This window comes from Serratia sp. BIGb0234 (genome assembly GCF_024809915.1).
Taxonomy (GTDB): domain Bacteria; phylum Pseudomonadota; class Gammaproteobacteria; order Enterobacterales; family Enterobacteriaceae; genus Serratia; species Serratia liquefaciens.
In genome coordinates, this window is sequence record NZ_JANUEI010000013.1 from 1 (window position 1) to 26,199 (window position 26,199).

Below are 26,199 nucleotides of genomic sequence, written 5' to 3' on the forward strand. Positions count from 1 at the left end.
ACGCTGCCGCGATGAGCGGGCCGACTCCCGGAATAGTTAACAAATGGCGATAGGCAGCTTGTTGTGAAGACAATGCAGCAATTTCCTTATCCAGTTCATTCAGCGCCTGCATGTCTTCCCGCAATGTAGAAAGTAAACGGCGGACAGTGAACGTTAACTCATTCGACGCGTCTTCCATCAGTTCAGGCAGGTGCTGCTGGAGGCACTGGATCCCGACAGGGATAATGAGACCATATTCAGCGAGCAGAGAACGAAGCTGGTTAGCCAGCGCCGTTCTTTGCTCAACCATGAGCTGACGGGTATTTCGCAGCGCTTTGATATCCTGCTGCTCAGCAGTTTTAACCGGAACAAGGTGGATGCCAGGGCGGAGTGCCGTTTCACAAATCGCCAGCGCATCATTAGCATCGTTTTTCTGGCTTCTGACAAAGGCTTTAACGTGCTGGGCAGGTATCAGTCTGACGTTGTATCCCATCGTTCTGAAGGTTCTGCCCCAGAAGTGCGAAGTAGAGCATGCCTCCATCGCGATAAGCGTTCCGGGCTCGAAGTGTCGAACGCAATCCAGCAATTTTGAACGGGAGATCTTCTTGTTATATGCAATTGAACCATCAACCATCCAGACGCATACCTGAAAAACAGATTTGGCAATGTCGATACCAACAACTCTGATTGTGTTCATGTGATATCACTCCTGAATTAATTGCAGTCAATAGAGTATGGCAGTGGCTACTTCAGGGAGGGGCGTCCATAACATCATTACAGTTTATCCTGTGAAACCGTTTAGCGGCCAGACGATAGTCAGTGGCTGTTCAGTCCAGGGGAATGACGCCAGCGTCATTGGCCACGGCCAGTCTCTGAGTAAGAAATCATAGGGTTCCGGCCACACACTGATTTGGGGGAATGCCCCGTCCGTGCTGATTTCACCGGCCCGCTGCAAGAACAATTGGCGAATATCTGTCAGGCTCAATTTTTGCCAAACGACAAGTTGTTGGCCGATAGCGGTCAGCCAGTCGTCAATCTGTTGCTGTTGCAGCACACTTAGTGAGGCGGGCGATGGTACGGAGGTTGAGATGGAAACCCCACATAACACCTCATTCAACGTAACCCGCTCATCCGTCGGGTTTGCCCCCCCCCATGCCAATCTGTCAAGACAGTACACAGCCTGCCATCGCGCAGCGTCGCTGATAAACTGCTCTTCCTCCCATAGGCCCAACTGAGAAAACAGCTGGGGCAAAAGCGGCCACAGCAGGAGCAAACCGGCGTTGCTGATCCCCTGACTCAACGAGCGGAGACCGCCTTTCCTCGGCTGCAACGTGAGTTGAGATGTTGTCGGCACCTCCTCGTTCTCCGGCACCTCCTCGTTTTCCGGCAACGTGGCGTTATCTGTCGATAGTTCTGCCTGCAAGGGATCGGTATGTATCCCTTTTTCCTCCCGCCTGGCATCATCATTCTGCCATTGTAAACAGCGACTTAGATAAGCATCAACCTGCTGCACACCTCGCCCGCCTTTCAGTCGCTGCATCGCCTGGCGCACAACGGGTTGTCGCCATAATGGCAACAACCAACGCATCACTAACAAAGGGAAATATGCACGTTGCTCGGGCAATGCACTGTTGGAAGGCCGATTGCCTGTCAGTAACTGCGCAAGCTGTTCAGGTGGAATTTCCCCCCGATCAAGGGCCTTTGCCCAGTCCGTCACTTGATCGGCGGTGATAGCGTGCTGACTCATCAGCCAATCATGCCCCTGTTGGCTTTTGAGTAAATACAATGCAGCGGCTATCGACAACCGACTGGCTGTCACCCGGCCATACCAAAATACCGGCAGCATTTTCGGGGATTGCCATGTTCCCTCAAGTAATAGCTTCAACAACCGCTGAAGCTGTTTCGCTGGGCTATCTTGTAACAATGTTTTAAATGCCGAAGGTGTCAAACAACAAAGTGCAAGCTGGAATAACCCTTCGTCATCAAGGTGAGGGCCGCTAAGTAATACGTTACGTTCAGTTTCATCGGATGGAGACATCTTCACCGCATGATGACCAGCGATTGACTTTTGCTCGTGGGCAAGGCGTTCTGCAAATGCCTGTGCCAGTCGAGGGATAAATAACGTGTCAACTAGCGCCGCAGGAATGGCATCTAATTTAAGTACCCACTTATCAAACTTTATTACATCCACAATACCGATTTCTTGCACAACCTGAGAGAGTGCTTTTTTGATAACTTCCGCACTCAGAACATGTGAACACAATAACTCCTCTCCGAGAATTCGGTTAGACGTTTTTATTTTACAATGCACGCGACCTACAATAAAATGCGTCATAGGTACATCCTATTAACGGGATAAAATGATGAGAGTAAGTGACCACACAAGCCAAAGGAGTGAGACCGAGCTAATCGCCAAACAGATAATAAAATGGTTCAACATTCTTATCTGTGGCGACAGCGACTCTGGGGGACTTCACCGGGATGCTAAATAAGCAAGTCCTGTTAATTCTTAGCTTCTGCCTACCTAGAAACTTGACCGTTCGCCTCAAACCAGTCATCAGTCAATTGCCTTTGTGGCATGGTCAAGGATAATCCCTCTGGCCGTGGCGCATCAGCAGGAATTCCATATAGCGAACCTCTCTTTTTTTGCCATAGCGGCAACACTCAGAGTTATCGTACTCCTCGATAGCTAATCATACCTAACTAACTCTTCCTAATGCCGCTACGCTTTAATCAGCCCATGTTTTCCATCGGAGAATGGGCTGACCGTTTCCATAAAGTGACAAACCTATATCAACAGTTGCCACATTGAGCGACACTGATGATTTCGGGTTATTGTCTCATGAAATACCTGCCACAACCGTTCGACATGATTGCCCCATGGTAAGTAAACCGGCTGATAAATCACACTGAACTTTGGGTTTTCTTTCAACCAGTGCAACGTTTAACGGCTTTTATGGATGATGTGGTTATCGACAATGAGCGTAATCGTTTTTGCCCACAGGCACGTCGCCTTCATATATCTTAATTTCTGTAACTAGATAGTTTTTCTTTCGGCGCAACCCCCAAATGTCATTATTTACACTCACAGTATAAAGGTGATAAAAACATGCATTTTCACCGAATTCATAGTACCACTGTCATCAAGAAACCTGGTTTTGTAACATCCAAAATAATAGCATATCGAGTCACTTTTCTAAAAACACATTTATTTCTTCATGATAAATGTCAGTGCATAATAAGGGGGGGTAGCACTAAATGTGTGTGAATGTGAGTTTGCTGTTAAAGTTGCGGAGTGTGCATGCCCCCGCCCACCTCCGGTAAATTCTGTTTTCCCATTAGACATACCATACACATAATTTGAGCTCCAATTGTTACCATCAAAATTTCTTGACAGATAACTCCTGTATGTGTAATCATGTCTATGCGCGGGAATTTGGTCTATAGTTAATATTGTCTCACCAACTGTCACAGTTCCTGTTACTGTTGCATTGCCAGTCGTTGTAGTCCCATCCCCCTTCCCTTTATATTTAGTCCCGGCCATAACAATAAATCGATCACGTAAATCTGGCGTCCCATTCTGCCCATCGCAAATCGCCCACCCATTCGGTATTTCAGCCGCGGTGCCAGCAAACATCATCACCATCCCTTTATGGAAGGTTTGCTCAGGCACTATCTTCAAACCATTTGTCTCATCAGCACTCAAACCACTATTGGTGGCAAGCTTGATACTCACACCTTGGTTATTAATTTGAATACCATCCCCGGCATCTACGGACAATCCATTTGGACTTAATGCTAACCCACCGGCATTACCTGTAGTAGCTCCATCCGTCCCTTGTCCCGCACCGCCATTTGTATAAGAGCCTTTCGCCAGTTTTACGCTCACGCCACCACTATTAACAGCAACACCACTCCCGACTTTAACACTGATGCCGGAACTACTAACTTGCACCCCTTTATTTGCATCGACTTTGATGGCAACGCCATTTCCATCAACTGTAAGCCCCTTGTTATCTACTTTGACCCAAATCCCTTGATTATTGTGTTCAAGCCCCAAATTGGGATAAAGTTTTACACCAATACCGGCGTTGCTTGCTTGCATTCCCTTACTTTCATCAACCATGACCGCCACACCATTGTTGTCGACGAAAATCCCTTTAGCCGCGTTAGGTTTTAACTCCAGACGCCCCATAGAAGAAAGAGTAAACCCATTTGCCGGCCCGGTTTGCCCCTCGCTCCCTCCCACCGCCTGGCGCCCCATATTGGCCAGATCAATCAAATCCGCAAAATCCGTCTGCAGCGGAATACTGCCCGCCTTAAAGCGCGCCTTCAGCGCTGCGACCTGGGGCAAGACTCTGCTCTTTGGCACACTGTCACGCGCCGTGTCCGTTGTTCCTGTTAAGGTTGTCGGGGTATTCACCGAGGTTTCCACCTCGTTCTTAGGGGTTTTATCCGTCATTTTGCTCTCCAGATTCGTCATGATGTTACAGGGTGGTTGGCACGTCTTGCGGCACGTAAAACAGCTCTTCTCGCAGGATGACATCTTCGTTCCACTGGCTGCCTTCACCGACAACCTCAATGCGCTGCGCCTCGGTAGCGATGCGCATCAGGCCGATGTCCAGTTGGGTAACAGGGAGATGCCCCAGGGTCAGTATCTGCATCAGCGCAAAGGCATCATCGCCCAGCGGCATGCCGCTGTTTTGCCAGCGCGCATAGGTCGCCCCAAAGTTGTTAAAGGTAGCGTCATCAAGCCAGTGATTAATCAGGGATACGTGGGCAGGGAACTCCGCCATAATGGTTTCCTGTACCCAGGTAACCAGCTGCTCAGGCACGATATTGGGGCTCTCTATCAGACGGTGATTGAGCACCGCGCTGACTACAAATGAGAACCGGTCTGTCGTCGCATAGTTCGCGTGGCTAAACGCCCACTGGTAACGATAACTGGCCTCCTCTGAGGGAAAATTTGTTTCACTATTGGCCGCTTTTTCGATAAGTAACGTGCCCGCTATCGGGTCGACTGCTTTCACGGTCGCTGCAAGCTGCCAGTCCGTATCCACAGTGGCAGTGCGGTAGGCTTTCGCCCCCGGCTGGGAAAACTGCAGGCCGGCAGGGCGTATGACAATGGCATCACCGACGCTGACCATGGCAGGGTACGGGCTTTGTGTGTTGCTCGCCAGTAAACGCAGCTGTTGATTGGACGGTTGCAGTTTAGCCTCAGCATAGTTCAGCCTGTAATCCATATCCTGCAGCCAGATATTGCTGTTCTGCCAGCGTAGGTTGTGACTCGCCCAGGCCGCCTGAAGCCGTGACAGAGTGTTGTGCAGTTGCTGACTGTTTTCCGTGCTGACGGTAAAACTGTCACCGTCGGTCGCGATAACCAGCAGCCGGCTGACATGCAGTCGACTGTTTCCTTCAATCCCAATCAAGTCGATAAGCTGCCCCTGGACCACCTTGCTGGCAATGCCTGCCTGAGTCAGAGTAACGTTAGATTCGTCTATGCCAAACCCCGTTGGGGTTTGTTCACTGTCAAAGGTACTGTCCGGGGTCTGGGGCAGTAACTGACGATGCTCAATCAGGTAAAACGGCAGTTGACTCAGGTCCGGTTTTTTAGCAAAGCAGATACTGCCAAGGCCGATGCGCGCCGCAATGCGCTTTTGCAGGGCGGAGACCCGGTCAATACGGATATTGATACGGTCATAGCCTAAGTCGGGTTGCTGCGCCAGATACGCCCGCTGCGTCGCCAGAAAATCCGGCAAATTCAGCGTCAACGGCAAGACTGCCCGCTGGGTGCCGAAATACCCCAACAGATACTGAAGAAAATCGAGTTCGCGGGCAAAATTGCCCGCATTAGGCTGATTACCCTGCGTGAAGATAGCAGCATCCTGCTGCGCACTCTCTTTCAGCGCTTTCGCGTAGGGCTGATGGATAGCCTGTTGTACCATTGTATTGGCATAGGGCCAGCGGGTCCCCCGAATGGTGTCGCCTCTGTCTTTAAATGCCAGTAATTTCGGCAGTAGCGCCAACTCTGCCGTGCCGTCGGCAAGCAGTTGATCGGCCGGCAGCAGAAACTGATGCACCGCGCGCGTCGGATCGTCAATCACGGCATCGGCCCGCTGCAAGTCATAGCATTCAGGCAGGCGCTGCCCGACGGGAATATAGGATGTCTGATCACGAAAGCGGCCGGCAGGTAACACCGTAGACGCCGTCTCAATCAGCACTTCCTGTGTCAGGTAGCTCGCTATCGCCTTACTGTTCAGTGGGTTGCGAATACCGCCTTTCGACACCAGGGTTAACGGACCGCCTGCCGTGGCCAGCAGGTCCAGCGGCGCAGCTTCCCACAGCAGAGGATAATAACCGTCAGCCACCTGCCAGCGCCAGTTGTCCTCTGCAACGGCCGTAATGTGCCCATCGCCGATATCGACCGATAAGGTGCTCAGGCTGGCCACGCCGGGGATAGCCAGCAACAGGTTCACCAGCGGGCCAAGGTTGAGGACATATCCACCTGATGAAATCTGCGAGGGCACTGTTTGCTGCCAGCCGTGTTGCAGTCTCGGCCCCTCAAAAATGGCGTCATCGGCGTCACCGAACGCACGCCGTTGTTCGGTGGTATAACGGGCGACCATTGGGCGCAAAAACGCGTCGGTGACCTGATAGATGTGTGCCGCCACCTGATTGATGTCGCTGATGTTATTGGCCAGTTCAATCGTCATCCGCGGGCTAAAGATCGCCGGTTGCAGCCAGGTAATGCGCGACACCGCCTCGCCGAGATTACGGTGTGCCGCGAGAAAGGCAGCCAGGTGTTTCTCCACCTCCTTCCGGTTGTCGGGCGACAGGGATTGGGTATAGCGGGTCGGAACCACCGACAGCCAGAGATTCCCTCGCAGAGTCAGTTTCGTCGTATCACTGGCATCTAAAGGCTTGCGGAAACTGTATTCGCGCTTCTCCGCGTTATACCACCAGTGGAAACGGCTCTCTTCAGGCTCTTTAATCAGGCTGACATCACTGAATAAAAAATCCTGCTCATCGGTGTCCAGTGTTTCAATATCGCTGCTGTGCAAGTCCAGTAAGGCTCGGCGGTAATCCTCTGCCGTCACCGTGTTGCAGGTGAGCACCTGTTCAGGACCAAACTCTTCCGGAAACAACGTGTTCTGGTCTTTATGGGTCAGCAGATCATTCAGAGACAGCGACGCGCGGTAACTGAGATCGGAACAATTCCAGCTCGCGGACTGTAACAGGGTGACGCCCGGATCGTGATCGCCGGTATCCGTCCAGATCTCGCCACTGAGCGCAGTGACTTTCTCGAGAGCCTGTTGCCACAGCGCATCAAACGCAATCGCGTCTTTCACCGCCGGGAACAGAGCATTTTCTTTAGACATGGGTCTCTCCTTCCGGGCACAAAATCAGAACCTCATCATCCCTGGCGGTGACGGTACTTTGTGTTTCCACCGATGTGGGTGTTCCCATTTTATCAATAACATCGTGAATAAGAACCAGCGCGTTCACGGACTGGACCAGCGGTGACTGTTGCAGCGTAGCCAGCAGTTGGTAGTAGTCCACCTGATTGCCCGGCGTTACCGCCTGGCGCCGATCGGTTGCCCAGGGCATATAGTCGAGTTGCAACTGTGCCGCGAGCTGACGATAACCATAATCAGGGCGAATACCCGCCACGAACGTCACCCGATAGCGGGCCGTCACATCGATATATTTCGGGTTCTTGAGCGTCGGCGCCGCCCACAGCGAGGTGTACTGCGTCAGCCATTGCGCCATCCGGCTCAACCTTCCGTCACTCAACGCCGGGCGCAGTGCGTCATCGTTATCGCCATAACGGCCGTCAGGGATAACCATCAGCGATTGCACCGCAAGCGCCGGCAGGCGACTCAGTTTGTCCACATCGGGAAAACGGACATCAAAAATCTCTGGGTAGTGTTCCATCAGCAGGCTGCGCATATTGCTCCAGGTGATTGCCCGTTGCCGGTGGGCTATCCGGGTCGCGGCGCGCTGCAACATCGCCGCCTCCATTTCCCGTGGCTGCCCGCCTACAGAAGGCAGGGGCTGGCGAATGTCATTGATGGCGGCAACCGGCGTCACAAGCTGGCTGACTGTGTTGGCCGGCAACGGCTGGGCAAAATGGCTATCATCAATCGCCTGCGCCATATTTAGGGTCGCGGTCATCGCACTGGCCAGCACAGCCTGCAGTTTCGGCATTGTCTCTGACGGCAGGACGCTTCCGTCGGCCAGCGTGCCTTTTATCCAGTAATACCCGGCCTCAAGCGGTTCGTCGCCCTGCGGCAGACTGCCCCCCGGCTGACTGTCCGCCGGCAGCCGCGCCTGCCACAGGTTGCTGACGGAGAAGCCCGCCGTATCGTCCTGCAGCTCGGCATCCAGCGAGGCCCATTTGCCTTTATCATTGTAATACCACCAGGTAACATCCAGCGCCGATGAGGCGCTCACAGACCAATAAACCGACAATGTGTCCTGCGCAGACGTCCCGCTGACCCCCAGATAAAGCACGAGGGCTTTTTCTTTGGTGTCCGTCCCAACCCCTGTTTCAGTAAAAAGACGCACCCCCTCAGCCGGTAGCGTAACGCCAGTTGCGCTGTCGATGGCGGTATACCGTTTCCACGTCTCGCGAACCGGAGCTGTCCAGCACAGCAGTTCCAGTTGCTGGCCGGTGATCAGCAGACTGTCGTCAGTCTGATAGGTGATGCTATTCCCGGCGCTGTCCTGACCGCCATCCAGCAGGCTGCCGGCGGGTAACTCATACGGGGCCGCATTTTTTTGCAGCGTAAAGCTCACCGCCACGCTGTCTGGCTGCGGGGCGCGGGGGGCAAAGCCCAATAAATCACGGTAGTAAAGTGAACGGTGCCGCGCCGGCAGCGTGTTCAGCAGGGCTCTGGGCGTTTCGAGCAGATGCAGCAACGCCAACAGAAACGCCTGCTGCACCGGCAGCTTTTTCTCTGCCAGGCCGGGGCGCTGATAGATGTCACTCAGCTCTTGCGGCGTGCGGCCGGCCATCCAGAAGCCTTTCCAGTCAGCGTCGGCATGGCCGGCAAACGGGACGACTTCGGTATATTTTGCCACCAAGTCGAGTCGGTCTTTTCCTGTCCGTGGATCCAGCAGGAAGGTCTGGTCTGTTAATCCGCTGCCCAATCTCTGTTTCAGTTGCTCCAAGTCAGACATGATGTTGTCCATTGGTTATGTGATGATAAAGAAGACACGCAGGGCCTGTTTTCGCCGCATCGGCGGCACGATGACTCACCCGGCTGTGACAAACGACTGGCTGTTGATAAATGTCCCAACCCCAGTGACCGGACTCAGATCCGTATCCGGTTTTCCTTGCGGATCCTGGGCCGGTGTTGTGGGCTGAAATTGCGTCGTAAACTGGCTGCCGACCACAATCATCGGCGCCGTCGCCGTCGCAAACTCAGCCCGCTGATCGGACGCCAACTGTTTGATGGTGAGCGTCCCTTTTCCAGGGGAGGCGACAAAGGGAGGCTTGATATAGTCAACGGTAAAGGAGACCTGCTTTTCATCCCCGACAATGCAGATCTTTTTCCCCTCGATGCTGGCCTCACCGTTGCCGCTGATCCGTGGCTGGGGCGGTGGCGTGATCATAAGAGCGCCAAACTGCGGGTTGAATGTCAGCGCGTCACCATCGATGACCACCAGGTTGCTCATAGTAACCTCAGCGTCTGGCCGTCATTGATGTTCAGCGTACCGTCCACCGTCTCGACTAAATCAGTGCCCGACAGATACACGGTGATCTGCACCCGAAGACGGCTCGCTTCCTGTTTGTCCGGCTGGATAATGACGTCCTTGAGTGCCGCCCGTGGCTCATGCCGCAGAATGCTTTCCTCGATACGGTTGTGAATGTTGGCCAGCAGTTCATCGGTGACATTCTCAAAGATAAAATCATGCATGCCCCCGCCCCAGCTCTCACGCATAATGCGTTCGCCAGGCTCAGTCATAAACAGCACGCGCAGGCTCTGCATCACCGCCTCAACGCCCGCCGTCAGGGACACGCCCGTGTCGGGGGCAAACCGGGGAGGAAATGACCAGCATTGCCCCAGGGTCGCTGTCAATATGTCGTTACTCATAACAACCTCACCGTAATAGGTTATTTTTTCATGTTAATTTTCGCGCTGGTGATCTCCACCTGCTGTTTACCGTTGATAGACAGGTTACTGTCAGCCTGCAGACCCAACGTATCGGCCTGCAGTTGCAGGACGTTCGGTGTACTCACGGCAATGTCCCCCTCGCCGGTTAAGGTGAGGGTATTGTCCCCCGCCATCAGCCTCAGCGTTTTCTCGTCGGTATCGATCATCAAGGCTTGCGTCTGGTCGGCTTTATTCACGATTAGCCCCTTACGATTGTTCTTTTCATCCGGTGGGAACGGTGCGGTATTTTTCGGGTTGTGCATCGCACCCAGAATTATCGGGTAACGCGGATCGCTGTCGATAAACCCCACCACCACTTCATCACCGGGTTCCGGGTAAAAACAAAAACCACTCGCGTGACTTGCCCAGGGCTTACTCAGGCGGGCAAAAATCAGCGAATCGGGCAGATTCAGGGCCGGTAAATGAAGGGCGATCCGATCCAGGTGTTGGGGATCGGCGGTAAAATCCGCTACCTTGCCAATGTGCAGCGAACGGACCGGTGGCGCGGGCTCTAGCATTGACGCCGGCATGCCAATCACCAGCTCACTGCGCCAGCCATCCTCGATATTAAACCGTTGATTCACCCCGCTCAGGATTACAGTACCATCCAACCCCGCGCCAAACCCGCTCAGTGTGATGCTTTCGCCCGGCGCGAAGTTCCGGGTCCCCGCCAGCTCAATATAGCCCTGCACACCGGTCATCTGTTGGTGATTCAGCCAGGAGTTAGACAGGGTTTTTAGCGTGGCTTCAGGCAGCATGCTGAACGCCAGCGCATAGTCTTGCTGCATGGCGGGGGATTGACCGGCCTTACCCTCAGGTTTCCAGGGACGAAACGCGCTGGCCGGGCTTTTCTGTGCCGGCGTGAGCCGTTGTGCGGCAATATCCCACCCCTGCAGTGACAAACTGTCCAGCGTAAAGCGGTTATCAAAACTCAGATTGACTTCATACAATGTGTAGTCACGACTTTTGCGAGTCAGCGTCCGGGGAGCGATGGCCGCGTCGGACAGCGGGCTAATCACCACTGCGTCACTGGTGGCATCGGGCAGCAGCCAGCAGTTTGTGGACAGCAGTCTGCTGCGGATAAACTGCCAATCGCTGAGACGAAACTGGATCAGTTGATCGTGCTTACTGCTCAGCTGCGCATAGGCTTTCTGGGTCAAGCTCACCCCCGCTGGCCGCAACAGCGCCTTCAGCAGGGTGTGGTCATCCTGTTGGCTAAACACCCGGCTACGGGGCAAAAACGTCAGTTTCTGCAACGCATGGCGGGCCTCCAGCCTCACGGACCAGTATTTCCCCTTCAGCTGTATCTTCTTTTGCACCAGATAACCGTTAAAAAGCGTTTTTTCATCCCGTGCAATCACCACGCGCGCGCCCAGAGTGAAACGACTGACTTCGCGTTGTACCTCGTTATCCGCCACGCCATGATTATCCGTGGGAATACGCAGCTCCAGCTGCGCGAGCGGGATCTCATTGATCAACTGCTGTACCCGCAGATGACGGATCCTCAATTTAATCCGCTGTCCCGCAATGTCTAGGGTGAGGTGTTTCATGCCTCCTCCCCTTTCGTCGCCCGCAGCAGGTCCCCGGACTGAAAATCATCCAGATTATCCAAATCGTTATCCCAGGCCACCGACAGAGGATCTACGCTGCTGGCCAGCGCCCCGCCGGCACTGAGCGCCAGCAGCGGTAACGAGGCCCGATCCGGTACGCTGACCAGTGCACGATCGGGGGCGTTTTGCGCCTTGAGGGATTGCTGGATCACAAAGCTCTCATCCGCCACCAGACTTAAACGCACGGTGGCTCGTAGCGGCGTGGCATCACGGTCAAACAGCGTGTAGGTGACCGACAAATCACGGGCGCGACCAGCAAACCACCCCCTATTCTCCCAGCGCATTTTTCCCCAGGTGATGCGCAAAAAGTAAGGTGAACCGGTGGCCGCATCCACGGCGCAGAGGGATTTCAGCATCGCCAGCTGCGTCTCTATCGGGGTGGTATTCCCGGGCATCTGACTGTCGAACAACAAAGTAAGATTGAGGCCGACCGGCTCGGAAATCACATAACGGTTGCTTTGCGACGTCGTATTGATGGTGTCTTCGGTGTCAAACCGCGTCTGATAATCCAGTTGAATATTCTCTGGGTTATACATCGCGCTCATGCTGCCCGCGGGAATTTTCCCTTCGCGATCTTTCCAGGCGTTGAGGGTCAGCTTCGACAACCCCCGTTCAAGTACGCTCACTGATGCCCCCTTTCAAGCAGCTGTTCCAGCACCTCTTGTTTAATCCTCTCCACCCACCGCTGATCGTCCCACTCACGGTGTTCCGCAAACGGCTTGGACGATGCAGAAGGCGCAGGCTCGGTGACCTCAACCTGTACGATCAACTCACGAATTTCGACGGTCATAGTTTTACCCCCAGCATGCGCATATCCTGATAGCGCAGCTCAAGTGTGTTGATGAGCACCGTGTTGCTGCTGGCATCCAAATCGCCCATCTGCCAGCGCACCGGCAGGGCATGACTCAGCGTCCAGGTGGTGACCGGTAATGAAAGTTCATTCAGCAACATAATCACCACGTTGGCCCACTGCGTGCTTTCCCGGCGCAAGACGCGGTCAAACTGCAGCGTCAGGGGGGAGGCGTTCATCACCCCCCGCTCCAGCACCAAACTGCCGTGGTTAACCTGCTCTGCCAGCCAGAGGTTGCGGGCATTTTCGCCCCCTTCCCGGTGCTGGCTAACCTCCAGTGTGCGCGACAGGCCGGAGACGCGCTGAAACGCGATATCAAACGGATTGGGAATGTTGTTAAATAAAAAATTGACGAGAAAACGATGGGATACCGCGGGAGTGCTCATCATGATTGACCTCCGGTTTGCGCGCTGACCGTGCCGTCACGCAGATCCAGCGTCAGGCTGATATCAATAAATTCCGCGGGGGCCAGCAGCGCCAGACGCACCTGCAGGATCATCTTTCCATGGCGAATATCGTCTTCAGTCATGGTTTCATCCAGCCCGATACTGAGCGAAAAGGCCTCATCCTCCACCGTGCCGAAAAAGGCCCCGGCCAGCCATTGCTGACGCAACCACGTCCAGACCTGGCCCTTAAATTTCATCCAGGTCGGGGCCGTATTCGGCTCAAACAGGTAAGCGCGCGCCAGTTTGCTCAGGTAGTGCTCCACGCTGCTGACTAGCAAACGGGTCTGAATATAACGCCAGGCCGTGTTCTCCGCATTGAGCAAGGTCCGGCATCCCCACAGGCGCACGCCTTTCCCGACAAAACTGCGGATCAGGTTGCAGGACACCCCCGGGTTATCCAGCAATGCCTGAGACGTCAGGATACTTTGGGTTGGGCGGCGGGTTTTGGCCAACGGGATGTTGGCCGGCGCCTTCCAGACCCCGTTATCATGGGCACTGCGCTGAATGGCCGCTGCGACGGCCGGCAGGGGCGATAACACCACGGGCGCCGACGCCTCATCTTCGTAACTGGTTTCCAGTCGTGGCCACCAGGCCGCCCCGCGTTGGCATAGGTCTGCCGAAAAAGACCGTTGGGTCAGCGTCACGGCGTGCACCGGATCGTCCGGTAACTCCAGCAGCGCAAAATGCTGCGGGGCCTGACGACACAACGTGAGTAACGCTTGCCAGCCCTGATACCACAGGGCATCGACGTCAACCGCGTCCGTCCCCTCGACAGAAAGGGATAGCGTACTCACCTCATTGAGCTCACTCAGCTCCGGCACCAGGACCAGACCGGTCTTATCATCCGCTAACAGCGTCTCCAGCATCGGCGACGTTTGTAATGCGGCAATCAGGTCTTGCAGACGCGCGGCCGGTTCTCCCTTCCCTGGCCCTAGGGACAGCACATAGCACTGCAGCCCGCCGTTTTCAAAGAAGTGGCGCAGAGAGTACGCCAGCGTCCCACTCTGTCCGAGACTGTTCGCCTGCGTCAGTGACCCCATGCTGACGGGCTGCATCGCCGGTATCGTCACATCAGGAAGGGTATAACCAATAAACAGGGGCATCGTCACCGGATTGTCGCTTGACGCTTGCGTTAACAGCGCTTCATCGTACGAAACCCCAGGAAGAACCATCGCCATCACAGTATCCTTATAAAGAGTCGGAAAAGGGGTTTTCCCCTTTACTGAGACATGTCCTGAGTAAATTTAAGGATGATGAATTCGGCCGGGCGCACGGCTGCCATCCCAACCTGAATGACCATTTTCCCCTGGTTAATCTCGTCTTGTGTCATGGTGATCCCTTTACCGACGCGCACAAAATACGCCTCTTCCGCCTTGTTGCCGGCCAGCCCGCCCTGTTGCCACAGGCGGTAAAGGTAGTTATCAATCGCCGTCTGCACCCGTTTCCAGGTCGGCTGGCTGTTGGGTTCAAACACCATCGGCTGCAGAGCCTTTTTGATGTCGCGCTCTGCCGCATCGAACAGGCGGCGTACCGGGATATACCGCCAGTCATCATCATCTTTCTGTGTGCGGCTGCCCCACACGACCAGCCCGCGCTCGCTGAAATGACGAATGACATTGATGCCTTTCGGGTTCAGCTCCGCCTGTTGCTCATTGGTGACCCGGACGCTGACATCGCTGACGCCATTGAGCACCACATTCGCAGGCGCTTTCCACACCCCCCGTTCACCGTCTGTCTTGCCGTACACCCCCGCCATCAATGCTGAAGGCGGAAGCGGCAGCGATGCACCTCGTTTATTGGCCAACGCTTTATCAATCTTGCCGGCAAAATCGGCGTTAGTGGCACGAAGGTCGGCCAGCGTGGCGATTGTCGTGTCGGGCCCGTCGGTGTAGCCAGTGATAGCGACCTGCGCATCATCAATTTTCTGGGTGTGCGGTACCATCACATTCGGGTAATACACCGCCACCTGGGCAGAACCACTGACCGCACTGGGCGCATCGCCATTGACGCTGTCGGCCAGCAGGAAGTACCCTTTGTGGAGGCCCAGTGAGGCAGCCAGAGCGCCATACACCGCCGTGCGGTAATCCTCCTTGGGATCCGGACAGGCCAGCAGCGTGATCTCCCCCACCTCGTCGATGAGACCCGGCAGCGCGGCCAATAGGCCGCTATCGTCTGACTTTTCCAACGGATAGAGGTAGCAAGGGCCGCCGCCGTTCTGGAAATAGAGCCGCAGGGCGATGGAGGCTGTATGGTCCACGATGTCAGCATCTATAATCTGGTAGGTATATACCGATTTAGACGGCACCATTTTCAGTGCGTCGGGTTCAGGAGGCGGTGCATCCTCCATTGACGTCACGGTGACATTGGCGGAAGAAGGCACGCTGCTCTCAAACAGGGTGGAATAGTCCAGCCAGCTGCCGATGCGGGTAATGACGCCCTCCAGCTCTGGCTTGCGAGGGGTAAAACGAGCAACAAATAACGGCACGGCGGTCGCCCCCGAGCTCACCGACATCGCCGGCGAAGCATCTTCTTCAATAAAGACACCCGGTACAGATGTAACTGTAGGCATGTACTTTTCCTTCAGTGAATTATTGCGCGATATCCTGGCTGAACTGCAGGATGATGAACTCTGCCGGGCGAACCGCGGCCAGGCCGATTTTGATGATCATCTTCCCCTGATTAATTTCTTCCTGGGTCATGGTGAGATCCTTCCCTACCTGTACAAACCAGGCTTCAGCGGGGGTATTACCGGCCAGCGCGCCCTGCTGCCACAGACCGTGCAGATAACTGTCTACTGCGGCCTTGACGCGCTGCCAGGTCGGCTGGCTGTTGGGTTCAAAGACCAGTTTATTCAGGGCCTTTTGCATATCCCGCTCAACCGCGTTGAACAGACGACGAACCGGGATATAGCGCCAGTTATCACTGTCCTCCAGCGTGCGGGCCCCCCATACCACGGTACTCTGGCCTGAGAACGAACGGATCATGTTCAGCGCCTTGCCCTTATTGAACTGTCCCTGGAGGTCATCGCTGACTGCGAACATGGGAGTGACGCCATTCACGGCCTGGTTGGCTGGCGCTTTCCATACGCCACGCGTACGATCTGTTTGGGCAATGGAGGCCGCGGCGATGGCACTCGGCGGCACCGCCGCACTCGATGCCAAGGTGCACCACGGGTAAAACACCGCGCCATACGGGGAAGTCGGATACTCCTTCATGACCTCATCCGGCTTCGCCGTGCCGGCAATTTTCGCTTTCGGGCCGTCAAACAGGCCAAAGATACGGTAGCCCTGACTCACCACCATGTTGAAAGCATCATAAATAGTGGTAGCCGTAGTGGTATCCGTCCCTGCGGCAACAATCAGCGTAATATCATCGTATTGCGCCACCGCGTTGGCGATATTGCCCTCATTAACCAAATAACATTTACCGCCACCGTGCATAAACCACAGGCTCAGGCTGGTATAAAAAGCGTATTCCTGCGGCGTTGGGTACACGGCGGTAAATTCCGCCCAGTTGCGGAAAACCTGAATAGATTCATTCGTGGTGACCCCACTTTGACTGTGGTACGCAAAAAGGGGCACAGCAGTTGCAGCACTGTTTACCGAAAAGCTCGACACGGCATCTTCACTGAGATAAACGCCGGGATAACTGGTTGTCACGGTCATGGCAACATGTCCTCTTTATTAGGCAGTCTGAATGGTCACACGATCAGCCATGAGTGTGACTTGCTGTACCGCGATTTCGTTACTGGTCGCATCAAATGAAGGGGAAGTCAGTGAAGTTGGGAAGGCGTTGGTGATATTCCAGCTGACCAGCACTTCCGTGCCGGCTTCATTGGTCAGGCTGACCATAATATCTTTCTTTTCAACTTGATTAAGTTGAATGGAGTTAATCCATTCATACATCGTATTTTTACCCGGAAACACCCCTTTACTCAGCGTAATAGTAGGGACCTGTCGTTGGCCGGGCATTTTGAACCAATTGCCGGTACCGTCCCGGTATTCAATGGTGTCGAAATTAATGTCCAAGCCCGAGGCGCTGGTAAATGGCACCTGTTCATCCCCCAGGGTTACAATAAAGCGATAGGTAGGAATGGGATACTGCATTGCAATGTCGTCTGCGGTAATAGCCATGGGTTCAATCCTTCTTTTTACAATGGATAATGAGCGCAAATAATTTCGTTTAAATTACTTGCACGAAGGGAAATTTAACTAACTCGGCATCCTCCTTGAAAAATCACGCTACCGCCCCTGACTTACGTCAGTTGTTTTATCATATTCATAAATCAAGGAACTCGTTTAATAGTGCAGTGTATTCTAGGAAGAGTGATATTTCGACTTCTCTTCAGAGTATCAGGCCGGCAGCGCTTTACACCACCAGTATGAATCCAACGCCCAAACTCTTGAGCCACGCAGTCATAATCACCGCATTCAGTTTTTTTCAGTAGCATTGAAGTACGAAAATTCCCAGCACCTAAATTAAAAACATAAGACATAAGGTCATCAAACTGATTTTACGTAAGCGGAACATTTTGTTCACTATCAGCCATATCCTGACGCAGGGAAAAAGGATTCATCTTCTGTTATGACATCATGAACGCTGACATTTGCGATATATTCACACCTGATATTATATAGAAAACAACTCTACGCACACTAAACAACAGGGCAAACATAAACCATTAAAACCTCGATTTCGTTCCCATTAACTTCAGACTCATCGATTCTCTTATTTAGGCCTGCCAGCGTCGCAGATACTCCCGCAGCGAACGATAGCCTAACGCACTGTGCGGATGCCATTCGTTGTAATGCTCGAACGCCATCGCCAAGTTTTGCACTGCCGTATGGGTATACGGATGCGGCATAACCCTGATGTAGTCGCGCTTCATCGTCTTCACGAAGCTTTCTGCGGTGCCATTACTCTCCGGACTACGTACTGCCGTTCTTTTTGGCTCCAGACCAAACAACCAGGCGAACCGCCAGGTTTCACGCGCTCTGCAGGCTGAGCCGTTGTCCGTCAGTCACTCGATGGGTGACGGCAGTTAGTGTCCGAAGCAACGTTCCACCGCACCCAGCATCACGCCCTGAACGGTGTCACTGTCGAAGGCCACCGGTACCGGTAGCCCAGTACAGTGCTTCACGGTCACAGCAGTCCAGGAAGAAGGTGACGCGCAGTTTTTCACCGTTATCACAGCGGAACTCAAAGCCGTCAGAACACCACCACCGGTTACTTTCACTTACGGCCACTTTACCGGTATGCGCTCGACTTACCGGCCCTCCTGGGCTTTCGTCCCAACAATAGCGCATTCTGGCACATGCTCCGGTACACCCGTTTGACATTTACGTACACCATCGCCTGCGTCTCCGATTGGAGACGCAGATGCCCAAACGCGACGGTAACCGTAAGTCTGCACCTCGATCAAAAGGTGGGTCGAAGTGTCTGGATATTTAGGGGCCAGTATAAATAATTCACACAGAGCGCAAAGACTTATCTATATAATTAACGTGTATAGTTATTTTTCTTCAATGAGTTGGACACACGCTTCCATAACTTATCCAGCAAATGACTATCAGACATCCCTAATAGAATAATTACATTTACCCCCCTTAAATTCAAACACCTAAAATACGAACGATAGTTATACTTTATACAGTAGTGTTTAATTAATAATCGTTAAAAGTTATACATTGGTTATGATCTTAGCTCATAAAAAAAAACTCGCAATATTTTGATTAAAAAAAACGCACTTTCTGGTGTAGTGGCTCACAAAAGGTTATGTCGCTTTAAGATTGCCACCGTCAACTACATGTTTTTAATGGAGTTTTCTTGTGCGAAAATCCATTTTAGTTCCACGAACCTTTTGAGATTTCTTGTTTTTCAGTCATCAGCCGGCGGGGTAATGGTCTAATCATTCCGGACTGAACCGCACGGGTTTTCTTGGAGATAGTTAAGTCGGTTTGATCTCCGCCCTGAAAACCTTGCCAGTCTAAACGTAAGCGCCATCCCAGCACCGTCTGGCGAATATCTGACACATTCGACAAAGTGGTTCCTACCAAATAGTAGTGGGAACCAAAATGTCACATCACCGTTGGTAACGCTATTTATTATGGCCGGGGATCAGTTTCAGACTGTATTCAACTTTCAAAAGCAATATTTTTAGCGACTAAAAAAACTGTGTATAAACACAATCTCATGGTACAAAGGCAGCAGAAAACCGGGAGGCCTTTTACGCTGCCGTACATCAATACTTCAGCATCCCATCGTTCGAGCCATTTCGAAATTACGGCCCCCTCTCGACAATCTGTTATCTCAGTCAGCGGTTTTCTTTGGATAAACGCCCTTAAAGATTAGTCTGCTTTTCTGGATTGTTTATTCGATTTATTACTACTTATCTTTGCGATAGAAACGTCTAGACTCATTTTTCTACTACTATCCAAGGAGTGTTTCATGGCAGACCATTCTATCAAAGGCAAAACCGTCCTCATTGCTGGCGGCGCCAAAAACCTCGGCGGTTTGATCGCCCGCGATTTGGCCGCACAAGGTGCGAAAGCCATTGCCATTCACTATAACAGCGCATCCTCAAAAGCGGATGCCGATAAAACCCTGGCCGCTATCGAAGCCGCTGGCGCGCAGGCTGTGGCATTGCAGGCCGATCTGACGACCGCGGATGCCGTCGAGAAACTCTTTGCCGATACCATTGCCGCCATTGGTAAACCGGATATCGCTATCAACACCGTCGGCAAAGTGCTCAAAAAGCCAATGGCGGAGATCAGCGAAACAGAATACGACGAGATGACATCGGTCAACTCAAAAACCGCTTTCTTTTTCCTCAAAGAGGCGGGTAAAAACCTCAACGACAACGGTAAAATCTGTACGGTAGTCACCTCGCTCCTTGGCGCTTATACCCCCTTCTACGCCGCCTACGCAGGCACCAAAGCCCCGGTAGAGCATTTCACCCGGGCGGCCTCCAAGGAGTTCGGCGAACGCGGTATTTCGGTGACCGCAGTGGGACCAGGTCCAATGGATACACCCTTCTTTTACCCTGCAGAAGGTGCCGACGCTGTGGCGTATCACAAAACCGCAGCAGCGCTTTCGCCTTTCAGCAAAACCGGCCTGACCGATATCGAAGACGTGGTGCCTTTCATTCGCCATCTGGTGAGCGACGGGTGGTGGATCACTGGTCAAACCATTCTCATCAACGGTGGTTACACGACTAAATAATCTGCCGATATTCAGCAGCTATACCGACGGTCGCCGCATTAACGTTGCGGATGACCGTTTATTGAGATAATGACCACCACCGCCGTTAAACCCACCCAGAGGGCTCAACATGTCGATATCCGATCTGAAAGTCGAAACCCGCTTGGGCAAGAAACACACACCGAGACGCATTCTTTCCATCGTCTCCAACACCGCTCAACTCAAAGGCTTCCCGGTCGGTTTCTTCGCTGAAGAGATGACCCGCGCCTTCCTTATGTTCATCGAAGCCGGCCATCGAGTGGATCTTGCCTCTCCAAAAGGCGGTGAGGTGATGTTCGATATACACAGCGACCCACGTACGCCAGACGGCGCTTATGCCAACGATCTCATCAGCCTGGGTTTCGTGCACCACGCCACGTTCGGGGCGATGCTGAAGAACACACTGCCCATCAGCACCGTGAACGTAGCCGATTACGATGCAGTCTGGGTCGCTGGCGGCGGCGGCCCGCTGCTGACGTTCAAGGATGACCAGGCGTTACACAAGCTGATCGCCGATTTCTACGAGAAGGGCAAGATCGTCACACTGATCTGCCACGGTTCTGCGCTACTGCTGTGGACACGTCTGTCAAATGGACGGCTGCTGGCCGAGGGCAAAAAGTGGACGGGTTTTACCAATGAGGAAGAAGAGCAAATCAACCGGACCTTCGGCATGACGCTCAACGAATATACGATCGAGAGCGAAGCCGCCGCGCTACCGAACACCCAATTCCTGTGCCGTGCGGCCAACGAACCCTTCGCTATTCGCGACGGCCGGCTAATCACAGGCCAGCAACAATACAGCAGCGCAATCACCGCCGAATGGGTACTGGAAGCACTCGACGAACGTTAAGCCATGAATAGGCACAACGATCGGTCCGTTGGGTTTGAACCCCGTCAATGGGAAAGGAGAAAATGGAATGCATGTACTCATGGTTATTGGTGGCGGCCTGCTTCTTTTAGGCATATTTGTCCTGTTCGGCTGGCTTTGGGGAGCCAGCGCCGCAGGTATGGCGCTGGCAGCCAAATGCTTCGTGCCAGCCTGGTTGGCAATATCGGTGATCAATATGTGGGTGGGGGTTGTGCACGCAGGCTACAGCCTGCGTGCGGAATTGCCCATCTTGTTGCTGGTTTTTGCCGTGCCCGCTATCGTGGCCGGTATTGCATTCTGGCAGTACTCCCGTGTCTGAAGCGTTAGCAAACGGCAGCGCCGGCGATCTGCTCAAGGTCGTAACATTGCTTGGTGCAGCCGTAGTGGCCGTACCCTTATTCAAACGTCTGGGCCTGGGTTCCGTGCTCGGCTACCTGGCTGCAGGCCTGGTTATCGGCCCCTTCGGGCTGGGCCTTTTTAATGATCCCCAAACGATCCTGCATACGGCTGAACTTGGCGTCGTGATGTTTCTATTTATCATTGGCCTGGAAATGCGTCCGTCCCATTTATGGAACATGCGGCGTGACATTTTTGGCCTGGGTAGCCTGCAAGTACTGATTTGCGGTCTGCTGCTTAGCGGCATAGGACTCATCTTCGGTTTTTCATTGGCCGTCTCCTTCATCTGCGGGATGGGCTTCGTCCTCACGTCTACCGCGATCGTTATGCAGCTTTTGGGGGAACGCGGTGATAGCGCCACGCCTCGCGGACAAAAAATTGTCGCTGTACTGCTGTTCGAGGACCTGCTGATCGTGCCCCTGCTGGCGTTGGTCGCATTCATCGCGCCGGCTGGCTCATCCTCATCGCCGCCCAACACAATCTGGATGAACATCGCTATCGCTGCAGGCGCGCTGGCCACTCTGTTCGCCGCCGGCATCTGGCTGTTGAATCCGCTGTTTCGTATATTGGCCAATGCCAAAGCACGGGAAGTGATGACTGCCGCCGCATTATTGGTTGTGCTCGGCGCGGCGCTGCTCATGCAGTTAGGCGGTTTGTCCATGGCCATGGGCGCATTTCTGGCCGGTGTACTGCTGTCTGAATCCACCTTTCGTCATCAGTTAGAGGCCGATATTGATCCCTTCCGGGGTCTGCTGTTGGGGCTGTTCTTCCTCGGTGTCGGGATGTCATTGGATCTGGCGGTCGTCGCGCGTAATTGGCCCCTCATTATCTCAGGCGTTCTGGCGATGATGTTGATTAAAGGTCTGTGCATTTATGGCGTGGCGCGACTGACGAAGAGTTCACATGCCGACGCGCTGGAGCGCGCCGTGCTGATGGCTCAGGGGGGAGAATTCGCCTTTGTGCTCTTCGCCGCTGCATTGGCCAACCGCGCATTACCCACAGAGGTCAATGCCAACATGACCGCCATCGTCGTACTGTCGATGGCCCTGACACCGCTGGCAGTACTTCTGCATCGACGTTGGCGCGCCGTTCCCGGCGACTCATTGGCAGGAGCCCAACGGCCGGAGTCATTATCCAACTCGGTCCTCATCATCGGGTTCGGCCGTTTTGGGCAGATCGTGAGCCAACATGTGCTGGCCATGGGTGCGGATATTGCCATCATTGATCGCCAACCGCAGGTCGCGCGCGACGCAGAGGAATTCGGTTTCAAAGTGTACTATGGTGATGGCGAGCGCGCGGATGTCCTGCATGCCGCCGGAGCCCATCACGCCCGGGCCATTCTGATATGCATCGACGATCCTCGGGCAACCACGATGATTGTCGAGCATGCCAAAACGCATTTCCCTCACGCCCGGGTACTGGCGCGCGCACATGATCGAGAACATGCGATTGAATTAATCAAGGCGAATGTGGATTACCAGGTCCGGGTTACTTTCGAATCCGCCATGGCTTTTGGGCACGAGGCTCTGCTGACACTGGGTTCTTCGCCTGAGGATGCAGCCGATTTGGTGGCTGAATTACGTCGCAAAGATACCGATCGCCTGGCCATGGAAATCTCTGGTGGCATTTATGCCGGTAAATCGATGATTCAGGGTAATGCGGTAATTAAAGCGAAGAAGGATTAGTCCCTATGCCGACAACGTTATGTCAGCACAACAATGTCCCCGCCAAAGTGGTACAACGAGCGAGTGATGTCGTGACGTTTTGGCGGCATGTCGGCCCCAGCCAGTGGTTCAGCAAAGACCCGGCTTTTGACGGAAATTTCCGCGAACGCTTTTGGGCCCTGCATTTGGCTGTGGCCAGACGTGAACATGACGATTGGATAAACACACCTGAAGGCGCGCTGGCACTGGTGATTTTACTCGATCAGTTTCCTCGAAATGCCTTTCGTAATACCAGCCACATGTATGCGACGGATGGACTGGCGCGGCATTTTGCACTCATAGCCATCAAGAAGGGATATATGAATACTGTCGAACCTGCTCTGCGCCTGTTCTTTTGTCTTCCGTTTGCCCACTCTGAAACGCTGGCTGATCAGGATCTTTCTGTCACACTAAACGCTCAATTGGGCGCAGTTGAGCGCTCGCATGCTGAAGGACACCGCGATATTATTCGACGTTTTGGGCGCTTTCCGCATCGTAATCGACTGCTGCTACGCGAAACTACAGCACAAGAGCAGGTCTTTCTCGATGCAGGCGGATTCGCAGGTTAGCAGCAACTGCGCTAGCTGCATTTCATACTGAAAAAAGGATGGGTTATATTCTGCAAATCCCGCCCCTCCCAGAGACTGATAGAAAATAGCGAATTTGCACTTTTCAAAAAATAACAACGAGATATAAAGATGGACAGGTTCAACCAATATCGCGTATTCGTGCAGGTAGCAGAAATGGGAAGCTTTGTCCGAGCCGCCAATGCACTCGATATACCGCGCGCTTCGGTTTCCGCCGCCATCCAGCAATTAGAATCGCAGCTGGGCGTAAGGCTACTACACCGTACAACTCGTCAGGTGCGACTGACGGCCGACGGCGAACAGTTGCTCGAACGCCTGCGCCCCTTGCTGGCCGAAGTGGAAGACATCGACCAGTCATTTCAGCTCAGTCAATGCCAGGTTTCCGGCAAGCTGACTATTGATGTCCCAAGCCGCATTGCTCGCCGATTGATTGCCCCGGCGCTGCCAGGATTATTGCGTCGCCACCCGCAATTACAGCTGGTTCTCGGATCGGCGGACAGGGCTATCGATTTGGTGCAGGAAGGTGTGGATTGCGCCATCCGTGTGGGCGCGTTGCACGACAGCAGTTTGGTCGTCCGCGCTCTCGGCCATATCGCTCTGATCAATTGCGCCAGCCCTGCTTATCTCAGTGAACACGGGCTACCATCCCAACCGAGCGATCTCACCCAAGGGCATTGGGCCATCGGTTACACCTCATCCAAAACAGGTAAAGAGTTACCCTGGGAATATGAGTCAAATAATGGCCATACACATAATCTCCATATACCCAGCCAGGTTGCAGTGAACAATGCTGAAAGTTATATCGCTTGCTGCCTGGCTGGCCTGGGGCTGATACAGATCCCCCGCTTCGATGTTCAGCACCTTCTGAGTTCAGGAGAACTGATTGAGGTCATGTCAGACTATCGCGCCGCCCCAATGCCGATATCGCTTATTTATCCGCACCGTCGCCAACGTTCCCGACGCATGGCTGTTTTTCATTCGTGGTTCGAAGCATTACTGCAACCACATTTGGATAGTTAACTTAACCAAGGATGATGCTTTATCAAAGCCATAGCTTACGCTTTCACTTACTCAAACGATTAATATCTCAATTCCAATCAAGTCATATTGTTTATATTTCCACAAAACCCACAAAATTAACTTTCACTATCGGAGACGTTATGCGTGTAAATTACCTTAGCCAAGATGAGATACATAAACTAAAAAGCATAGAATTAATAATAGGTCACTGCGTTGTCATTTTACTTGTAAAAAAAATGAGAATCAGCGCAGAAAACATTCTCTCTCAGATTGTAATCGAAATGGAAAGCACACCAGATGAAGACAAGTTCAAGCTTTATCGAGCCGCATTGGAGTTCCTGGGTACAAATTCAAAACTTCCTTCATAAAATACTTTTAATACTCCAGGGAAATGACTGATGGAATTTGTAAGCATCCCTGTAATCCGCGACATTCACTTTTAGAGATCTTCCGACATACTGATTATGTCACCTGTGGAGATCGCTATGCGTAAGATCCGATTCACCGAGCACCAGATCATCGCCGTTCTGAAGTCTGTCGAAGCCGGGCGCACCGTCAAAGATGTGTGCCGCGAGGCCGCTATTTCCGAAGCCAGCTACTACAACTGGAAGGCGAAATATGGCGGGATGGAAGCCGCTGATATCAAAAAAATCAAAGATCTTGAGGACGAGAATCGTCGTCTGAAGCAGATGTTTGCCGATCTGAGTCTGGAATGCCGGGCGCTGAAGGACGTTATCGAAAAAAAGCTTTAAAACCAGCGATAAAGCGGGAGCTTGTCAGCTATCTGACTGCACAATTTTCCATGAGCATCCGCCAGGCATGCAGGACAATATCGCTGAGCAGGACGGTGTATTTTTATCAGCCCGATACCCGGCGTGATGAACCGGTGATCCTGGCGTTGACTGAACTGGCAGAACGCTATCCGCGATACGGATTTAAGAAGCTTTTTCAGGTGCTGCGCAGGCAGGGTAACGCCTGGAATCATAAGCGTGTTCACCGGATTTACTGCGTGTTGAAACTCAATTTTCGCCGCAAGGAGAAACAACGTCTGCCGGTGCGCAATCCAGCTCCGCTGGCAACGCCGGCAGCACTTAACCAGAGCTGGTCGATTGATTTTATGCACGACGCGCTGACATGTGGCCGACGTTTTCGGACTTTCAACGTCGTGGATGATTTTAACCACGAGGCTCTGGCCATAGAAATTGACCTGAATATCCCGGCGCAGCGGGTTGTGCGGGTGCTGGACAGGATAGCGGTGCGTGTCAAGGTAGTTGTCGCCTCAGTTGATTCAAGCAGCCAGGGTTTCCCGCTCCCGATTCAACCATGTTTCATTCTGCCATT

At 53.3% G+C, this 26,199-nt stretch carries 22 protein-coding genes and 4 pseudogenes; 8 read left to right on the top strand and 18 right to left on the bottom strand.

Annotation, left to right across the window (positions count from 1 at the left end):
- The 18 genes and pseudogenes from M2407_RS25230 to M2407_RS25310 all read right to left on the bottom strand — a co-directional run.
- On the bottom strand, positions 1-676 hold a 676-nt coding region (locus M2407_RS25230), incomplete at its 3' end, for an IS110 family transposase (RefSeq protein ID WP_259220129.1).
- 84 nt (positions 677-760) lie between these two features.
- The gene (locus tag M2407_RS25235; RefSeq protein ID WP_259220130.1) at positions 761-2,314 is read right to left on the bottom strand and encodes a contractile injection system tape measure protein; all 1,554 of its coding nucleotides are present in this window, start codon (positions 2,312-2,314) and stop codon (positions 761-763) included.
- Positions 2,315-2,701: 387 nt separating this feature from the next.
- Positions 2,702-3,001, bottom strand: a pseudogene (locus M2407_RS25240) (transposase); the annotation flags it as partial.
- A gap of 186 nt (positions 3,002-3,187) precedes the next feature.
- Positions 3,188-4,441: a tail fiber protein gene (locus M2407_RS25245; protein ID WP_259220131.1), complete on the bottom strand. Its 1,254-nt coding sequence runs from the start codon at positions 4,439-4,441 to the stop codon at positions 3,188-3,190.
- A gap of 25 nt (positions 4,442-4,466) precedes the next feature.
- Complete coding sequence (locus M2407_RS25250) at positions 4,467-7,358, bottom strand: hypothetical protein (protein WP_259220132.1); 2,892 nt, start codon at positions 7,356-7,358, stop codon at positions 4,467-4,469.
- On the bottom strand, positions 7,351-9,162 hold the full coding sequence (locus M2407_RS25255; protein ID WP_259220133.1) for a hypothetical protein: 1,812 nt from the start codon (positions 9,160-9,162) through the stop codon (positions 7,351-7,353). The genes M2407_RS25250 and M2407_RS25255 overlap by 8 nt, the downstream gene beginning before the upstream one ends.
- Positions 9,163-9,237: 75 nt before the next feature.
- Positions 9,238-9,660, bottom strand: coding sequence for a hypothetical protein (locus tag M2407_RS25260; protein ID WP_259220134.1), 423 nt, complete (start codon positions 9,658-9,660; stop codon positions 9,238-9,240).
- Complete coding sequence (locus M2407_RS25265; RefSeq protein ID WP_259220135.1) at positions 9,657-10,079, bottom strand: GPW/gp25 family protein; 423 nt, start codon at positions 10,077-10,079, stop codon at positions 9,657-9,659. The genes M2407_RS25260 and M2407_RS25265 overlap by 4 nt, the downstream gene beginning before the upstream one ends.
- A gap of 20 nt (positions 10,080-10,099) precedes the next feature.
- Positions 10,100-11,689 (bottom strand): phage baseplate assembly protein V, encoded by a 1,590-nt coding sequence (locus M2407_RS25270; RefSeq protein WP_259220136.1) that lies wholly within the window; start codon positions 11,687-11,689, stop codon positions 10,100-10,102.
- Positions 11,686-12,375, bottom strand: a complete 690-nt coding sequence (locus M2407_RS25275) for a hypothetical protein (protein WP_259220137.1) — start codon at positions 12,373-12,375, stop codon at positions 11,686-11,688. Before M2407_RS25275 ends, M2407_RS25270 begins: the two co-directional genes overlap by 4 nt.
- Positions 12,372-12,539, bottom strand: coding sequence for a DUF5908 family protein (locus M2407_RS25280; RefSeq protein WP_259220138.1), 168 nt, complete (start codon positions 12,537-12,539; stop codon positions 12,372-12,374). Before M2407_RS25280 ends, M2407_RS25275 begins: the two co-directional genes overlap by 4 nt.
- Positions 12,536-12,988: a phage tail protein gene (locus tag M2407_RS25285; protein ID WP_409049661.1), complete on the bottom strand. Its 453-nt coding sequence runs from the start codon at positions 12,986-12,988 to the stop codon at positions 12,536-12,538. The genes M2407_RS25280 and M2407_RS25285 overlap by 4 nt, the downstream gene beginning before the upstream one ends.
- A complete protein-coding gene (locus tag M2407_RS25290; RefSeq protein ID WP_259220139.1) occupies positions 12,985-14,223 on the bottom strand; it encodes a phage tail sheath family protein in 1,239 nt (412 codons plus the stop codon). Before M2407_RS25290 ends, M2407_RS25285 begins: the two co-directional genes overlap by 4 nt.
- Positions 14,224-14,264: 41 nt before the next feature.
- Positions 14,265-15,614, bottom strand: coding sequence for a phage tail sheath subtilisin-like domain-containing protein (locus tag M2407_RS25295; protein WP_259220140.1), 1,350 nt, complete (start codon positions 15,612-15,614; stop codon positions 14,265-14,267).
- Between the two features lie 19 nt (positions 15,615-15,633).
- Entirely contained in the window at positions 15,634-16,710 is a 1,077-nt protein-coding gene (locus M2407_RS25300; protein WP_259220141.1) for a phage tail sheath C-terminal domain-containing protein, read from the bottom strand.
- An 18-nt stretch (positions 16,711-16,728) separates the two neighbouring features.
- Positions 16,729-17,178 (bottom strand): phage tail protein, encoded by a 450-nt coding sequence (locus tag M2407_RS25305; RefSeq protein WP_259220142.1) that lies wholly within the window; start codon positions 17,176-17,178, stop codon positions 16,729-16,731.
- Positions 17,179-17,330: 152 nt separating this feature from the next.
- Positions 17,331-17,546: pseudogene (locus M2407_RS26345) on the bottom strand (glycoside hydrolase family protein); the annotation flags it as partial.
- Positions 17,547-17,777: 231 nt separating this feature from the next.
- Positions 17,778-18,461 (bottom strand): annotated as a pseudogene (locus tag M2407_RS25310) (integrase core domain-containing protein); the annotation flags it as partial.
- 1,031 nt (positions 18,462-19,492) lie between these two features.
- Between M2407_RS25310 and M2407_RS25315 the strand changes: the two are divergent.
- The 8 genes and pseudogenes from M2407_RS25315 to M2407_RS25350 all read left to right on the top strand — a co-directional run.
- Positions 19,493-20,266, top strand: coding sequence for an SDR family oxidoreductase (locus M2407_RS25315; RefSeq protein ID WP_259220143.1), 774 nt, complete (start codon positions 19,493-19,495; stop codon positions 20,264-20,266).
- Positions 20,267-20,375: 109 nt separating this feature from the next.
- Positions 20,376-21,134 (top strand): type 1 glutamine amidotransferase domain-containing protein, encoded by a 759-nt coding sequence (locus M2407_RS25320; protein ID WP_259220144.1) that lies wholly within the window; start codon positions 20,376-20,378, stop codon positions 21,132-21,134.
- A 67-nt stretch (positions 21,135-21,201) separates the two neighbouring features.
- On the top strand, positions 21,202-21,471 hold the full coding sequence (locus M2407_RS25325; protein ID WP_006319326.1) for a hypothetical protein: 270 nt from the start codon (positions 21,202-21,204) through the stop codon (positions 21,469-21,471).
- Positions 21,464-23,233, top strand: coding sequence for a monovalent cation:proton antiporter-2 (CPA2) family protein (locus M2407_RS25330; protein WP_259220146.1), 1,770 nt, complete (start codon positions 21,464-21,466; stop codon positions 23,231-23,233). Before M2407_RS25325 ends, M2407_RS25330 begins: the two co-directional genes overlap by 8 nt.
- Before the next feature lie 5 nt (positions 23,234-23,238).
- Positions 23,239-23,820 carry a DUF924 family protein gene (locus M2407_RS25335; protein WP_259220147.1) on the top strand — a complete coding sequence of 194 codons (582 nt, stop codon included), beginning with the start codon at positions 23,239-23,241 and terminating at the stop codon, positions 23,818-23,820.
- A gap of 129 nt (positions 23,821-23,949) precedes the next feature.
- Positions 23,950-24,858, top strand: a complete 909-nt coding sequence (locus M2407_RS25340; RefSeq protein ID WP_259220148.1) for a LysR family transcriptional regulator — start codon at positions 23,950-23,952, stop codon at positions 24,856-24,858.
- Positions 24,859-24,998: 140 nt separating this feature from the next.
- The gene (locus M2407_RS25345; protein WP_259220149.1) at positions 24,999-25,226 is read left to right on the top strand and encodes a biofilm development regulator YmgB/AriR family protein; all 228 of its coding nucleotides are present in this window, start codon (positions 24,999-25,001) and stop codon (positions 25,224-25,226) included.
- 117 nt (positions 25,227-25,343) lie between these two features.
- Positions 25,344-26,199 (top strand): annotated as a pseudogene (locus M2407_RS25350) (IS3 family transposase); the annotation flags it as partial.